Origin of the sequence: Amycolatopsis sp. NPDC001319 (assembly GCF_042896185.1) — a bacterium.
GTDB lineage: Bacteria > Actinomycetota > Actinomycetes > Mycobacteriales > Pseudonocardiaceae > Amycolatopsis.
Window position 1 is genome coordinate 1 of the sequence record NZ_JBIAWY010000023.1, and the last position, 14,766, is coordinate 14,766.

Consider the following 14,766-nt stretch of genomic DNA (forward strand, 5'->3'; position numbering starts at 1 on the left):
CACTGCCACAAGGAAGGCAGCGCCAGGCAGGTGCGTCGCGGCGTTGGGGATCTCAGACCACGCCTCTGGCGCTGGGACGGCCTCGCTCAGCTCCACACACCAGGCATCGTCCGGCAAGGCGTAGTGGAACTGGATGGCGTAGTGACGACCGGCATGAACACGCACCTGTGGCATGTCCGCAGACTGTCACAGCCCCGCGTCGGAGTCCCGCGAGTATCCCGCTCAGCACCTGGCGCGGGCGCCAGCCAGCCTTTTGCGGGACAGCCCTTAGTTCGCCAACCTCCTTTCCGCGTACTGAGCTACAGCCATCAGGCCCTCTTCGTCGAACTCAACAAATACACTCGACCCTGAAATACTCCACCAATACTCACCGGAAACGAACGACTCAGACCTCACCGTCACTTCACCACCAACTTCAGCCCCATCCACAAATTCCGTCCGAGTAAAATTCTGCACCGTCTCCCTCGCTCCGCGCGGACCAGGAAGAACCAGGTCCGATCCGGACGGCTCCAGGGCGAGATACCAGAGAACTCCGTGTTTCGAAAATCCCAGTTGAAGATCCCCGTAGGCATGCATGGCCGGGAGAGATCCCGTAGTCGCGTCGGGATCTCCCGCCTCTTCCCACACTGCAGCTATCAGCGTCCCTGCCGTGTAGCTACCAAGTCTTCCACTCTTGAAGAATTCCACCACGTGAGTTCGATTCACTCTTCAAGCGTAATGCGGTCCGCCCTCGCCTCGCCTCTCAGATACTGCCGACCAATCCTCCGTCGCACCGAACGACGGTGCCGGTGATGTACGACGCTGGCGTCCCGGCGAGGAACGCCACCGTGGCGCCGAATTCTTCAGGACGGCCGTATCGCCGTGTGGGGATGCTTGATTCGGAGGCCGTGCGGACTTCTTCCGGTGTTCGGCCGGTGCGGTCCGCGGCGCGCCGGTCGAGGTCCGCGACCCGGTCGGTCGCGATCCGGCCCGGGACGACCATGTTCACGGTGACGCCGTCGGCCGCGACTTCGCCCGCCAGTGTCTTCAGGTAGGCGGCCAGAGCGGCCCGGCCGGTGTTGGACGCGGCGAGGTTCGGCAGAGGAGCGACGACGCCGCTGGAACCGATGGCCACGACACGCCCCCAGCCGCGCGTCCGCATGCCGGGGAGGGTCAGGCCCACCAGTCGCACGTGGCCGAGCAGCAGCGAGTCGACTGCGGACGCGGCGGCTGAGGGGTCGAGTGCCGCCGCCGTGCCCGGAGCGGGTCCGGGACCGTTCAGCACGAGGATGTCGATCGGGCCGGCCGCCGCCGTCGCGGCCGCGACCAGGTGGTCGGCCGCGCCGCTCTCGAGCATGTCCACCTCGACCCATGACGCGTGGGGAAGTTCGGCGGCGATGGCGTTGGCGACCTCAGCGCGCCGACCGCTGACGACGACGTGCGCACCCTCCGCCGCCAGCGCCCTGGCGCTCGCCAGGCCGAGGCCCGCAGTCGAGGCGCACACCAAGGCGACACGGCCGTCGATACCGAGTTCCATTTCGCTCCTGCCGGGTCCACCGGATGCCGGTGTCGCTTGACGTTGCCTGATGGGACGGTGCTGGACAGCTACAAAAGACGACTGAGCAGAACGCTGCCTTCCCAAGGCCGCGCATCCGTCGGGCAGCCGACACCCGCGGGCAAACCCGCCGACCGGGGTCAGCGGGCCGGGCTTCGGACCGAGACCCCGCCGTCCACCGGCAGCATCACCCCGGTGATGTAGCGGGATTCGTCCGACGCCAGGAACACCGCGGCGGCGGCCACGTCCCAAGCACTGCCCTCGATCTCCAGTAACGACGCCAGGCGCCGCCGCTCGCGAAGGTCGTCGGCCATGCCGTCCGCGGTGACCATCGGGGTGTAGATCGGGCCGGGTGAGATGCAGTTGACCCGGATGTGCTGCGGGCCGTGGTCGACCGCCATCGCCTGGGACAGCGCGATCACCGCGCCCTTGGCCGTGGTGTAGGGCGTGATGCCGCGCGGACGGAAGGCGGCGATCGAGGAGATGTTGACGATCGAGCCGCCGCCGGCCTCGGCCATCGCCGGAACCACCGCTTTGCTCATGGTCACGGTGGTCATGATGTTCATGCGCAGCGCGTGGTCCCAGTCCTCCTCCGCGGCGCTGAGGATCGTTCCCCGGCCGCGGCCGCCGACGTTGTTGTCCAGCACGTCCACCCGGCCCCAGGTCTTCAGCACCCGGGCGACGAGCCCGGCGCAGTCCGTGGCGGAGGTGGCGTCGGCATCGATCGCGAGCGCCGTGCCGCCCTCCTTCTCGATGAGCTTGGCCGTGTGCTCGGCCGCGCCGAGGTCCAGGTCGACCACGGCGACCCGCGCGCCCTCGCGGGCGAACGCGATCGCGGCGGCCTGCCCCGTGCCGACGCCGCCCTCGCGCGATCCGCCGCCGCTGACGATGGCCACCTTGCCGTCGAGTCGTGGTTTGCCCGTCACGATGCCTCCTTGATCACGCGGATCGGTGTGCCGTCGGCCCAGGCCCGGATGTCCTCGACCGCGTCACCGTAGAAAGTGCGATAGCCCTGCTCGCTGACGTAGCCCATGTGCGGGGAGAGCAGCGTGCGGGGGGCGCTGCGCAGCCAGTGGCCGGCCGGCAGCGGCTCGGTGTCGAACACGTCCAGCGCGGCGCCGCGGATCCAGCCCTCCGTCAGGGCCCGCCGCAGCGCGTCCTGGTCGACCAGTGCGGCTCGGGCGCTGTTGACCAGATAGGCGTCCCGGCGCATGGCCCGCAACTCGGGCTCCCCCACCACCCCGCGGCTGCGCTCGGACAGCACCAGGTGCAGCGAGACGATGTCCGACGTCTCGAACAGCTCCTGTTTGGACACCGCGGTCACCCCGGCCTCGGCCGCCCGTTCTGCCGTGAGGTTGGCGCTCCACGCCTGCACGTCCATCCCGAAGGCCAGCGCGATGGCGGCCACGGCCGAGCCCTGTCGTCCCAGCCCGACCACGCCCAGCGTCCGGCCGGCCAGATCACCTCCCACGCTGTCCTGCCAGCCGCCCGAGCGCACGTGCCGGTCGTCGCGCAGCACCGGCCGCACGAGGCCGAGGATCAGCGCCCAGGTCAGCTCGGTGGTGCTGCGGATCCAGGCCCTGGTCCCGCACAGCGGGATGCCCCGCTCGGCCAGCGCCGCACCGTCGATCGAGGCGTTGCGCATGCCCGTGGTCACCACGAGCCGCAGCGCCGGCAGCCGGTCCAGCAGTGCGCGGCCGATCGGTGTGCGTTCTCGCATGCACACCAGCACATCCCGGTCGGCGACCCGGTCCACCAGGTCGTCACCGGTCAGGTGCTCGTGGACGAAGTCGACCTCGGCGCCGAGCGAGTCCCACGCCCCGTGCGCCGCGGCCGCGTCCTGGTAGTCGTCGAGGACCGCGATCTTCATGCCGCCGCCTTCGTCAGGTGCGACGTGGCGAAGGCGACGATCTCGCGGTTGAACTCGTCCGTCACCTCGATCTGCGGAAAGTGCCCGCAGTCTTCGAAGATGCGCAGCTGGGAACCGGGGATCGCGGCGTGGATACCCTCGCCTTCGGTCACGTCGCCCATCGGGTTGTGGCGCCCCCAATAGACGCGGGTCGGCGCCGTGATGCGGCCCATCCGGTCGGGCCGCAGCAGATTGCGCTGCCGCACCTCCATGTCTTGCAGCCGCAAAAGATTGGGCAGGTTCGCGACGAACGCCGGATCGTGGTAAATGCCGTAGCGCACGTCGACCAGGTCCTCGTCGACCGACTCCGGATCGTGCAGCAGACCGGTGATCCGGCTGCGCGTCCGGTCGCGATCCGGGCTGGTGACCGCTCCGCTGGTGGTTTCCCGGACGCGCTGCATCACGGCCGGCACCGCGCGGGTGCCGCCGGAGGTCACCATCTGCAGGCTGGCCACGCGGTCGTGGTGCTCGGAAGCCAGCCACGCCGCGACCCAGCCGCCCAGCGCTTCGCCCACCAGGTGAACCCGATCGATGCCGGCGGCGTCGAGGTAGGCGACGGTGTGCGCCACGTAGTCGGGAATCTCCAGGCCCCGATCCGGCTTGCCGCTGAAGCCGTGCCCGACCATGTCGATCGCGTGCACCCGGAATCCCGCGCGAGCCAACGGATGCAGGTTGCGCGACCACACCTCGAGGTGGCTGCTGGTGCCGTGCAGCAGCAACATCGCCTCACCGTCGCCGGCCTGCAGCGACCGGGTCGAAATCCCTGCGGCATCGACGAATTCCAGGCAGTACGGTTCGCGGGACAGATCCGCCCAGATGCTCACCGGACGGGCTTCGCGGCCGGCACACCCGCCGCCGGGGCGGGCGTGTTGATCGCCAGGTGCAGGGTGTCCGAACCGTCGTCGTCATTCCAGTTGCGGTGCGGCACTCCCTTCGGGAAGCGCACCAGGCTCCCGGCCGGTGCCTGGAACACCAAGCCGTCGACCTCGACGTTCATCTCGCCCGAGAGGACGTAGAAGACCTGCTCGAAGTCGTGGGTGTGCAGCCCCTCGGGGGATCCCTGGCCCGACGGCGTCCGGATCAGGGACACCGCGACCGCGTCGGCACCCGAGGCTCGGTTGAGCAGCTTCTGGGAGTACCGCTGGTCGTCGGCCAATGCGTCGAAGGCCGCCTGATCGGTGCGACGCAGGTAGGGGTTGTCGGTCTGGGTCATGACACTCCTGTGGTTCGGGCCGGTCACGCGACACCGGCGGCGGACGTGGCGGAAAGGCTGCGGCCGGCGAGGTGGGAGCCGGTCAGCCACTCGTGTACTTCGCCGGGGGAACACCCGAACTCCTGCTGCAGCAGCAGGTTCGCGGTGCTGCGCAGGTGGGCGGCCATCGCGGCCGCGGCCACCGCCGGGTCCCCGGTCTCGATCGCTTGCAGGATCTGGGCGTGCTCCTCGACGATGGCCGGCGCCGGGCGGGACGCGCCGGCTGTGCACAGCCCGCGGGTGTAGACCACATCGCGCAAGGTGCCGACGAACTGCGTGAGCCGGCCGTTTCCGGCGATCTCCAGCACGGCCTCGTGGAACGCGCGGTCGAACTGCATCAGCCGGCTCGAGTCCTCGTCCTCGGCGGCGGCCCGGACCGAGGCGTGCAGGTCGCGCACCCGCTCCCGGTCACCGGCCGTCATCCGGACGGCCGCGTCCGCGCAAGCCGGCACTTCGAGCGCGATCCGCAGCTCGAAGACCTCTTCGATGTCACGTCGCCGGGAGTGCAGCACCCGCACGCCGCGGTTGCGCTCGAACCGCACCATGCTCTGCGCGGCCAAGGCCAGCAGCGCCTCGCGGACCGGCGTGCGCGACACCTGGAGCATGTCGGCCAGCTGGCGCGCCGAGTAGAGCCGTCCTGGTTCGAGCTCTCCGGACAGGATCGCCTGCCGCAGGCTCTCGTAGGTCTGCTCGGTCAGCGACAGTCCGCCGTCGACGGAGTTCACGCGTGCCGGTCCCAGGGCACGGACGCCCCTTCGGGCAACGGCACGTCGAACGCGTTGAGCACGAACGAGCAGAGGCAGTAGTAGCCGGCCAACGCGGTGAGCTCGACCAGCGCCCGCTCCCCCAGCGCCGCCAGCGCCTCGGAGTAGAGCTCGTCAGCCACCCGGCCTTCGCGCACGAGCCCGTCGGCGTAGCGCCACACCAGCTTGTCCACTCCGTCGAGCTCGGGTTCGTCGCCCGCGGCGACGGCCTCGATCGCTCGTTGCGGGATACCGGCGGCGCGGGCGTACTCGTCGTGCCGCAACCAGGCGTACCGGGCCTGCCAGCGGCCGGCGACCGTGCAGATCACCAGCTCGCGGTGGGCCTGCGACAGGTCGCTGCCGAACCGCAGCAGGTCCCCGAGCCGGGCCACCGCCCGTCCCACGTCGGGCGAGCGAAGCAGGACGTCGAACGGTCCGGTGAGGAATCCCTCGGGACGCACGGCCTTGGCGCCCCGGCCGCCGGCGCTCAGCTCCGCCCACATCAGGCGCTGCTCGTCCGTCAGGTCGTCCGGGTACAGCTGCGGCAGCCGGACCCCGTGGTTCGTGGGCTCGCTCATGGTCAGTTGAACACCGCGGCTGCGGCGTCGGCCGAGGCCTTCTCCTCCGCGGCCTCGGCCGGGTTGGGCTGGCGGCCGACCTGCACGCTCTGACCGCCGTCCACCGGGAGCTGCACCCCGGTGACGAAGTTCGATTCGTCGGAGGCCAGGAAGACCGCGGCCCAGGCGATGTCCCACGCGGTGCCCATCTTGTGCCGCAGCGGCACGTCCTTGTCGCGCATGGCCACGACCTCTTCGTAGGAGAGACCGAACTTCTTGACCCGGTTCTCGATCGCCATCGGCGTCTCGACCAGTCCGGGGAGGATCACGTTGGCCCGCACGCCGTAGGTCGCGTTGCGGATCGCGACGTGCCTGGTCAGCTCGACCACGGCGGCCTTGGAGGTCTTGTAGCCCACGTAGGGGTAGTTGTTGAACGCGCCGACCGAGGAGATGTTGATGATCGAGCCCGATCCCTGGCGGCGCATGACCGGCAGGGTGTGCTTGATGGTCAGCACCATGCCGCGCAGGTTCACCGCGATGATCCGGTCGAAGGACTCGACGCTGATCGAGGTGATGGGGGCGTCGTTGCCGGTGATGCTGATCCCGACGTTGTTGTGCAGGATGTCGATCTTTCCCCATTCGCGGTAGCAGGACCGCACCGCGTCGATCACCGAGTCCTCCTCGGTCACGTCCGCGGTGAACGCGATCGCGGTGCCGCCCTCGGCCTCGATCTCTTTGACGGTCTGCGCCGCGGCTTCCGGGTCGATGTCCACGCAGAAGACCTTCGCGCCCTCCCGGGCGAACTGGAGCGCGACGGCTTTGCCGTTGCCCGGGGTACGGCCTGCGGTCTGACCGCCGCCGATGAGAAGGGCGACTTTATCCTCGAGACGCATGGACGGGTGCTCCTTGGTGTCGTGAGTTGACTGTTCGGGATGTCGTTGCGCGGCAGGCGGTTCAGCCCATCAACGGCGTGCGCAGGTCGAGAAAGCTCTGTTCCGTGGACACGTCGACCACGACCAGCGCGGGCCCGTCGGCCTTGACCGCCTCGCTCAGTGCCGGGCCCAGCGCGGCCGGGTCTTCGACGTGGAAGGACGCCATCCCCGCCGCGGTGCCGAAAGCGGCGTAGTCGAACTGGTGCAAAGTGGACTTGAACTGCGCCTCGCCGCGAGATCGCTGGCTGTGCTTGACCCAGCCGAGGATGCCGTTGTTGAGCACGACGATGACGATGTCGAGCCCTTCCTCGACGGCGGACAGCATCGCGGGCAGGGACATGCTGAAGCCGCCGTCGCCGCACACCGCCACCACGGTCCGTTCGGCCGAGTCACGCTTGATGCCCAGCGCGGCGGCGATCGCGTACCCCATCCCGCCCGCCCCGGCCGGCTGGATGAACTCGCCGCCGGCGAGAGTGGGGAAATAGCGGCACATCAGCAACCGGTTCTCCCCGGCGTCGCAGCACACCACCGCGTTGTCGGGCAGGCTGGCCCGCAGCTCGGCGATGGCCCGCTGCGGGTGGATCGGCGTGCTCGCGGACTCCGCCTGCGACGCGGCGGAGTCCCGGTCGCGAAGCGCGGCGAGGGGAGCCAGCCGGGTGGCGATGGTGGCGGCGTCGACCGGAGCGCCGGCCAGCTCCTCGGCCACGGCCGAGAGCACCGTGCGCACGTCGCCGATGATCACCTCGGTGGTCGGCATCGTCCAGGCCGCGTTCAGTGGCTCCACGTCGATCTGGATCAGCCGCTGGCGGGCCGGGTCGACGAGGTCCGCCGACTCGTTGGCGGTGTCGCTCGGGCCGAGCTTGCTGCCCAGCACGACCACGACGTCGGCCGCGGCCAGCGTGTCGTTCGCCGCGGGGACGCCGAAGTTGCCGAACACCCCGAGCGCGTTCGCGTGGTCCTCGGGGAACACGCCCTTGCCCGAGGCGGTGGTGACCACCGCCGCGCCGGTCGCGTCGGCGACTGCCAGCAGCTCGCGCTGGGCCCGGCCGTTGCGCACCCCGCCACCGGCCAGCAGCACCGGGGCCTGCGCACTCCTCAGCGCCTCGACCAGGCCGGAGACGTCCGGGGCGCTGGGCGCCGGCCGAGTCAGGTAGGCAGCGCTGGAGTACAGCCTCGGTGTCGACGCCGGGCCGACCGAGCCGGCCAAGGCGGCGGAGTGGAACAGCACGGCGACCGGGCCGGGCTGCCCCGACGTCGCGTGCTTGATCGCCAGCTGCACGCTCTGCACGGCTGACACCGGGTCGTGCGGCTCGAAGACCCGCTTGGTGACGCCGCTGAAGGCGACCCGGGCGTCCCAGCTGCCGTACTCACCGGTCGCGGACTGGTAGGGAGCGTGCAGTGAGTAGGGCGCGCCGTCGCTCAGGTCGCCCAGCAGCAGCATCGGCGTGGCCCCGAACAAGGCCTCGAGAGTGCCGACGATGCCCTGACCGAGCAGCCAGCTTCCCTGCGCCATCGCCACCGCGAGCCGGCCGGAGGTCCTGGCGTAGGCCTCGGCCGCGATCGTCGCGTGGGCCTCGTTGCGCACCAGCACGGTCCGGATGGTGTCGGTGTGCTCGGCCAGAGCCGCGTAGATGCGCGCGGTGTTGCCGCCCGCCATCCCGAACACGGTGTCGACACCGGCATCCTCCAAGGCGCGCACGATCGCCTCGGTGACCGGGACGTCGTTGTCGAGCAAGGGTTTCGCTGGCATGGACTCTCCTGGGAGTGCGCTGGTGACGGCGGATCGGATCACTTCTGGTTGGTGCCCACGGCCTCGCGGCGAACGCCTTCGATGAGACGGTCGACGGCCGTGAGCGCGGTGAGTCGGGTGGTCAGGTCGCTGTAGCCGCCGTTGTGCGGGGAGGCGACGACGGTGGGGAGTTCGAGCAGCTTGCGATCGGTCGGCGGTTCGCTGGACCACACGTCCAGTCCGGCGGCGGCGAGGTGCCCGCTGACCAGTGCGTCGTACAGGGCCGCTTCGTCGACGACGGCGCCGCGCGCGGTGTTGACCAGCACCGCCCCCGGCCGCATCGCGGCGAGTTCCGCCGCACCGAGCAGACCGCGGGTCTGCTCGGTGAGCGGCACGTGCACGCTGACGAAATCGGACAAGGCCAGCAGCTCGGCGACCGACACCGATCGGACGCCCTCGTCCGTGATCGGCTCGGCCGACCGGCGGGCCACGACGACGTCCATGCCGAAGCCGCGGGCCTTGGGCACCATGAGGCGGGCGATCTCGCCGTACCCGATGAGCCCGAGCGTGCGCCCGCCGAGGTGGCGGCCGGTGAACCGGGTCCACTCCCCCGACCGCATCGAGCGGTCGGCCTCGGGGATCCGGCGGGCGGCGGCCAGCAACAGCCCGAACGCGTACTCGGCGACCGCCGGGGCGTTCAGCCCGGCCAGCGAATCGACCGTGATGCCGTGCTGTCGCGCGGCCTCGAGGTCGATGTTGTCGAGCCCGGTGCCGATCTTGATGATGTAGCGCAGCGACCGGGCGGTCGCCAGGTGCCTCGCGGTGACCGGCTGGAGCCCGACGACCAGACCGTCGATCCGGTCGAGGATTTCCTGCCAGGCGGCCGAATCCGCACCCAGGGCGTCGTAGCCCGCCAGGTCGCAGACGACCTCGAGACCGGCGGCGGCCACCCTGTCCACGGCCTCGGGGTTACCCCGGATGATCCGGGACAGGATGGCGACTTTGGCCGGCCGGGCCGGGGCCGTCACGGCGCGTCGGCCGGGATGGTCGGCAGCGCGACCTTGCCCGAGATGCCCGGGATGGCATAGGTGTCCGCCTGCTTCTTCACCGCGGCGACTTCGGCCGCGGTGAGCACCGGCACCTGCGAGTTGTCGAAGATCGAGCTGGTGTCCATCGCCGGGCTCTTGAGGATCTTCTGGTTCTCTTGGAACTCGTCCTCGTTCATCAGCCCGTACGGCGTCTTGGCCGAGGTGTCGGGGTTGGCGAACAGCTTCGTGCGCAGCATGATCGGCAGCGCCAGGTTCGTGATCTGCTCGGAAAGCGGTGCGCCGGTCTTACCGAGGGCCGGGTACTGGTGCAGCATGATGTAGGCGGCCGCCGCCGGGTTCTCCGCCGCGAAGATCGATCCCTCGGTCGAGCACCGGGCGAAGGCGGCCACCGCCTTCGGATCGGCGGTTTTGGTCGCGTAGGCGACGACACCCGACACGTTCAGGTAAGGCTGTTTGCCGTTCACCGTCACGAACCTCAGCGGAACGCCGGCCTGCAGGATCGTGCCGTAGACGGTGTCGGAGCTGAACAGGGCCTGAACCCGGCCGCTCTGCAGCGCCTGACCCGAGGCGGCGCCTTGGCCGGTGGCGATGACGGTTACCCCGTTCGGGTTGAGGCCGTTCTCGCTCAGCAGCGCCTGGAGCGTGATCTTGCTGCTGTTGGACAGGGCATCGACGCCGACGGTCTTGCCTTCCAGCTGGCTGAGCGAGGTGATCGGGCTGTCCTTCGGAACCGCGAGCCCGTACTTGAACGGGTAGTCGACCTCGTAGAAGGCCTTCAGGGAAATGTCGGAGCCACTCGACTTCTTCATCGTGTCGAGAATGCTCAGGTACTGATCGCTGCCGCCGGTGCCGATGCTGATGGCGCCGCGGTTGAACGCGGCCAATTGCTGAGCCGGGTTGGTGACGACGCTGATCGACATGTGGTACCCGTAGCGCTTGTAGCACCCCATGGTTTCGCCGATGGCGTAGTTGGTGCTCGACGGGCTGATCGAGGCGGCGGGCAGGCCGATGACCAGCGGCTTCAGGTTGCCGTCGCCCGATCCCGCCGACCCGGACGCGTCCGAGCCGGACGAGGTGCCGCACGCCGCGAGGGTGGCAGCGGCGGTCAGACTGGCGATCGTTGCCGCGGTGAACCGCAGCGCCCTTCGGGCCCGGCGGGAAGTTCCTCGTGGCGCCATTGCCTGGAACATGGCAGCTCTCTCCTGTGTGGACGGTGAGCGGGGCTCAGCTGTTGGCGGATGTGGAGCGGAAGTCGTTGCCGTTGCCGGCTTCCCAGAACACGACGCGGGTGTGGACGAACCGCAGGATCATGTTGAGCAGGTAGCCGACGACGGCCAGGATGATCAGCAGGGCGAAGGTGGCCTGGGTGTCGGAGTTCTGCTGGAACTGCGAGATCATCACTCCGACACCCTTTTGGGCACCGGTCATCTCGGCCAGCACGGCGCCGAGGAACGCGTACACGATGCCCAGCTCCAGACCGGTGAAGATGGACGGCATCGCGCTGTACAGGCGGATCCGGTAGAGCTGCTGGAGCCGGCCCCCGGACAGCGACCGCATGAGGTCGATGCGGTCGGGGTCGGCCGTCACCACCCCCTGCAGGGTGTTGACCAGGACCGGGAAGAACACGAAGAGGACCACCAGGCTGGTCTTGGCCTCGAGGCCGAACCCGAACCAGGTCGCGAGAACCGGCCCCAGAGCCACCTTGGGCAGGCTCTGGATCGCGACCAGGTACGGGTAGATCAGCCGGCGGACGATCGCGAACTCACCGGCGAGCACTCCGAACAGGACCCCGGCCGCGCTGCCGATCACGAACCCGATCAGCGTGGCCTGCATCGTGCTCCCGAGGTTGGACCACATGCCGGTCGGGTCGCCCGCGTCGCTCCACACCAGCGTCGTGAACGCGTGCCACACGTCCAGCGGCGCCGGGATGATGTAGGAGGCCGGGTGGTAGATCGCGACGGCCGCCTGCCAAATGCCGATGCCGAGCACGAGTGCGGCCACCAGGTACACCAGCGAAACACCGGCGGATCCGGCCTTGCGCAGCCGGCGGCGCCGCGGCAGGGAACGCGGGTCTCGGGGTTGTTTGGTCGACGGGGGGACGATGCGGTTCGCCTCGGCGCTGGTCGTGGCGGTCATCGGTTGTCCTCCTCCTGGCCGCCCTTGCCGCCTTCGAGAACTTCGCGGATCGTGGCGATGAGCTGCTCGTTGTCTTCCGGGAAGTCGTCGAGGCCGCGTGGGCGCGGAGTGTCCACGACGAACTCGCGCACGATGTGCCCGGGGCGCGCCGACATCACCAGGATGCGATCGGCCAGGAACACCGCCTCGCTGATGCTGTGCGTGACGAAGAAAACGGTCTTGCCGGTGGCCATCCAGATCGACTGCAGCTCGGCCGACATCCGTTCCCGGGTCAGGGCGTCGAGCGCGGCGAACGGCTCGTCCATGAGCAGGAGCTCGGGATCGTGCAGCAAGGCCCGGGCGATCGACACGCGTTGCTGCATGCCGCCGGACAGCTGGCGCGGGTACTTCTTGGCGAACGCCGCCAGCCCGGTCATCTCGAGCAGCTCCTCGGCCCGGCGGCGGGCCTCGGTTTTCGGCAGGCGCAGCACCTTGGCCGGCATCAGCACGTTGTCGATGACCTTGAGCCACGGCATCAGGGTCGCGGCCTGGGGCACGAGCCCGACCTTGTAACTTCCCTTGTGGCTCACCGGCTTGCCGCCGATGGTGAGCGCGCCCGACGTCTGCGTGGCCAGTCCGCACAACACGCGCAGCAGGCTGCTCTTGCCGCAGCCGGACGGGCCGAGCACGGCGATGAACTCGCCGGGCGCGATGCTCATGTTCACGTCGCGCAGCGCTTCGACGTAGGTCGAGTCCTTGGACCAGTACTGCAGTGTCAGGTCTCGAACCTCGACGTACGGGTCGGCCGAGCGCGCGTCCGGGTCCGGCTGCGCGGCGGCTCGCGAGGGTCGGGTCCGTTCGGCTGCGCCGCCACGCGACACCGTCCGTGTGGTCATGTCGTTCTCCCGTCCTTCGGTGCCGGATGCCGCCAGCCCGTGCTCGGCGCTCACAGGTATCCCCCTGACCGCAACATCGCGTACGTGCCGCCGGCCGCGATGGTGTTCCGCAGCAGCTCGGGCAGCACGACGCCGGTGGCGCTGGTTCCCGCGGTGTCGTTCGTGTAGTCCCCGGTTCGCATGTCCATGGACACGCTGTCGCCGTCGGTGGTCATCGCGACGCACCCGGCGCACTCGAGTACCGGCATCGCGTAGCTGACGCAGTTGCGCTGGAAGATCTCGGCGACCGATTCGCACACCAGCGCGGCGATGCCCATCCGGGCCAGCAACGTCACCGCGGGGCGGCTCGAACCCGTGCCGAAGTTGCGTCCGGCGACGAGGATGTCGCCGGGCTCGACCTGGGCGGCCCACCCGGGGCGGATGGACGAGAGCACCATCAGGTCCTGGTCCCTCGGCGGCAGGTCGTAACCGGCCCGCGGCATCAGCGCGTCGGTGGTGATGTAGTCCTGTGGGAAGACCCAGGCCCGGCCGCTGATGCGGCCCAGCTGCGCCGGCGCGCTCATACTGCTTCCTCCTCGGCGAAACGCAGGTACGGCTCCGGGTCGGCGATGCGGCCGGCCAGCGCCGAGGCGGCCACGGTGGCCGACGATCCCATGTAGATGGCGGCTTCGGCGCTGCCCATGCGGCCCTTGTAGTTGCGGGTGCTGGAGGTGATGCACACCTCGCCCGGTGCCAGCACGCCCATGTGGCCGCCGCTGCACGCCCCGCAGGTGGCCGGAGTGACGACGGCCCCCGCCTGCACCAGGGACTCGATGTAGCCGCGCCGCAACGCTTCCAGGTAGATCGACTGCGAGGCCGGGGTCACGATCAGCCGGACGTGATCGGCGACGCGCTTGCCGCGCACGATGTCGGCGGCCACCTGCAGGTCGGAGAGCTTGCCATTGGCGCACGACCCAATAAAGGCCTGGTCGATGCGCACATCGCGCTCGACCACCGCCGCGATCGGCTCGACGTTCTTGTTCATCGCACCCGGCAGCGCCACCGAAGTGCCGACCTGCCCCAGGTCGATCTCGTTCACCGCGGCGTAGGAGGCGTCGGGGTCCGCGGTCACCGGCTCGAACTCGCGGTCGACCCCGGCCACGCGGTCGAGGATCAACTGATCCGCCGGGAACATGACGAAGTTCGCGTTGAGCTCGGTGCACATCGTCGACAGGGTCGCCCGCGCGTCGAAGGACAACGTGGCCAAGCCGGGACCGTCGATCTCGACGTCGTGTCCTTCCTGGCTGCCGTAGGTCTGCGCGAGGTGCAGGAAGATGTCCTTGGCGAAGGTGCCGGGACGCAACTGCCCGGTCAGGACGAACTTCACCGCCGGCGAGACCCGGTAGTACGTCCGGCCCGTGCACATCAGCTCGACGACGTCGGCCATGCCCAGCCCGCGGGCGGCGGTGTTCATCACGCCGGCCGAGCTGGTGTGCGAGTCGTTGCAGGCCAGCAGCTGCCCCGGCAGGGCGATGTTCCGCTCGAGGATGATCTGGTGCTCGATCCCGTGCCGGCCGACGTCGGCGAGCCAGCGGAACCCGAACCGCTCGGCGTGCTCCCGGCCCCGCTTGTGGGCGAGGGCGGTCTTCACCGTCGGTGCCGGCACCGCGTGGTCGAGCAACACGGCCACCCGTTCCGGGTGGTCCACCTTTTTCAGGTCGCTGGGGAGCCGGTCGGCGGTCTGGTGGAAGACGCTGTCCGACGTGACGACCACGTCGACATCGGTCACCACCAGCTGACCGGGCTCGACGTGATCGAGGCCGGCGTGCCGGGCGAGCACCTTCTGAGCCATCGTCATGCCCACGTGGGCGCTCCGTTCATAGGGGCCTCCTCGGCCGCTTTCGGATCTCGGATCCCTGCCGTTGCCTGGCCAGCCGGACGATCCAGGCCCGGATCGGGCCGCGCGGTCTGTCCGAAGAGCTGCGCCCGGCCACCTCGAGCCGCACGAGTGTCATGTGGCGTGTCACATGTCACCGTGCGGTGTTCCACGAGCTTTGTCGCTTTGATGCGG

The 14,766-nt window shown here is 69.6% G+C and carries 16 protein-coding genes; all 16 read right to left on the reverse strand.

Going from position 1 to position 14,766, the window contains the following annotated elements; genetic code table 11:
- Positions 1 to 267: 267 nt before the first annotated feature.
- Positions 268 to 705 (reverse strand): hypothetical protein, encoded by a 438-nt coding sequence (locus ACFY1H_RS47135; protein ID WP_386956473.1) that lies wholly within the window; start codon positions 703 to 705, stop codon positions 268 to 270.
- Positions 706 to 742: 37 nt separating this feature from the next.
- Entirely contained in the window at positions 743 to 1,516 is a 774-nt protein-coding gene (locus ACFY1H_RS47140; RefSeq protein ID WP_386956474.1) for an SDR family oxidoreductase, read from the reverse strand.
- Between the two features lie 158 nt (positions 1,517 to 1,674).
- The gene (locus ACFY1H_RS47145) at positions 1,675 to 2,460 is read right to left on the reverse strand and encodes an SDR family NAD(P)-dependent oxidoreductase (RefSeq protein WP_386956475.1); all 786 of its coding nucleotides are present in this window, start codon (positions 2,458 to 2,460) and stop codon (positions 1,675 to 1,677) included.
- Positions 2,457 to 3,404 (reverse strand): D-2-hydroxyacid dehydrogenase family protein, encoded by a 948-nt coding sequence (locus tag ACFY1H_RS47150; protein WP_386956476.1) that lies wholly within the window; start codon positions 3,402 to 3,404, stop codon positions 2,457 to 2,459. The genes ACFY1H_RS47145 and ACFY1H_RS47150 overlap by 4 nt, the downstream gene beginning before the upstream one ends.
- Positions 3,401 to 4,267 (reverse strand): alpha/beta fold hydrolase, encoded by an 867-nt coding sequence (locus tag ACFY1H_RS47155; protein WP_386956477.1) that lies wholly within the window; start codon positions 4,265 to 4,267, stop codon positions 3,401 to 3,403. Before ACFY1H_RS47155 ends, ACFY1H_RS47150 begins: the two co-directional genes overlap by 4 nt.
- The gene (locus ACFY1H_RS47160; RefSeq protein WP_386956478.1) at positions 4,264 to 4,656 is read right to left on the reverse strand and encodes a cupin domain-containing protein; all 393 of its coding nucleotides are present in this window, start codon (positions 4,654 to 4,656) and stop codon (positions 4,264 to 4,266) included. The genes ACFY1H_RS47155 and ACFY1H_RS47160 overlap by 4 nt, the downstream gene beginning before the upstream one ends.
- Positions 4,657 to 4,679: 23 nt before the next feature.
- The gene (locus ACFY1H_RS47165) at positions 4,680 to 5,420 is read right to left on the reverse strand and encodes a GntR family transcriptional regulator (protein WP_386956479.1); all 741 of its coding nucleotides are present in this window, start codon (positions 5,418 to 5,420) and stop codon (positions 4,680 to 4,682) included.
- On the reverse strand, positions 5,417 to 6,016 hold the full coding sequence (locus ACFY1H_RS47170) for a carboxymuconolactone decarboxylase family protein (RefSeq protein ID WP_386956480.1): 600 nt from the start codon (positions 6,014 to 6,016) through the stop codon (positions 5,417 to 5,419). Before ACFY1H_RS47170 ends, ACFY1H_RS47165 begins: the two co-directional genes overlap by 4 nt.
- A gap of 2 nt (positions 6,017 to 6,018) precedes the next feature.
- On the reverse strand, positions 6,019 to 6,888 hold the full coding sequence (locus ACFY1H_RS47175) for an SDR family NAD(P)-dependent oxidoreductase (RefSeq protein ID WP_386956481.1): 870 nt from the start codon (positions 6,886 to 6,888) through the stop codon (positions 6,019 to 6,021).
- Positions 6,889 to 6,949: 61 nt separating this feature from the next.
- On the reverse strand, positions 6,950 to 8,677 hold the full coding sequence (locus tag ACFY1H_RS47180; protein ID WP_386956482.1) for a thiamine pyrophosphate-binding protein: 1,728 nt from the start codon (positions 8,675 to 8,677) through the stop codon (positions 6,950 to 6,952).
- Between the two features lie 38 nt (positions 8,678 to 8,715).
- A complete protein-coding gene (locus tag ACFY1H_RS47185; RefSeq protein ID WP_386956483.1) occupies positions 8,716 to 9,684 on the reverse strand; it encodes an NAD(P)-dependent oxidoreductase in 969 nt (322 codons plus the stop codon).
- Positions 9,681 to 10,883, reverse strand: coding sequence for an ABC transporter substrate-binding protein (locus tag ACFY1H_RS47190; protein ID WP_386956484.1), 1,203 nt, complete (start codon positions 10,881 to 10,883; stop codon positions 9,681 to 9,683). Before ACFY1H_RS47190 ends, ACFY1H_RS47185 begins: the two co-directional genes overlap by 4 nt.
- 46 nt (positions 10,884 to 10,929) lie before the next feature.
- Positions 10,930 to 11,841 carry an ABC transporter permease gene (locus tag ACFY1H_RS47195; RefSeq protein ID WP_386956485.1) on the reverse strand — a complete coding sequence of 304 codons (912 nt, stop codon included), beginning with the start codon at positions 11,839 to 11,841 and terminating at the stop codon, positions 10,930 to 10,932.
- Positions 11,838 to 12,716: an ABC transporter ATP-binding protein gene (locus ACFY1H_RS47200; RefSeq protein WP_386956486.1), complete on the reverse strand. Its 879-nt coding sequence runs from the start codon at positions 12,714 to 12,716 to the stop codon at positions 11,838 to 11,840. Before ACFY1H_RS47200 ends, ACFY1H_RS47195 begins: the two co-directional genes overlap by 4 nt.
- Before the next feature lie 50 nt (positions 12,717 to 12,766).
- Entirely contained in the window at positions 12,767 to 13,279 is a 513-nt protein-coding gene (locus ACFY1H_RS47205; protein WP_386956487.1) for a hypothetical protein, read from the reverse strand.
- On the reverse strand, positions 13,276 to 14,553 hold the full coding sequence (locus ACFY1H_RS47210; protein WP_386956488.1) for an aconitase/3-isopropylmalate dehydratase large subunit family protein: 1,278 nt from the start codon (positions 14,551 to 14,553) through the stop codon (positions 13,276 to 13,278). The genes ACFY1H_RS47205 and ACFY1H_RS47210 overlap by 4 nt, the downstream gene beginning before the upstream one ends.
- Between the last annotated feature and the right edge of the window lie 213 nt (positions 14,554 to 14,766).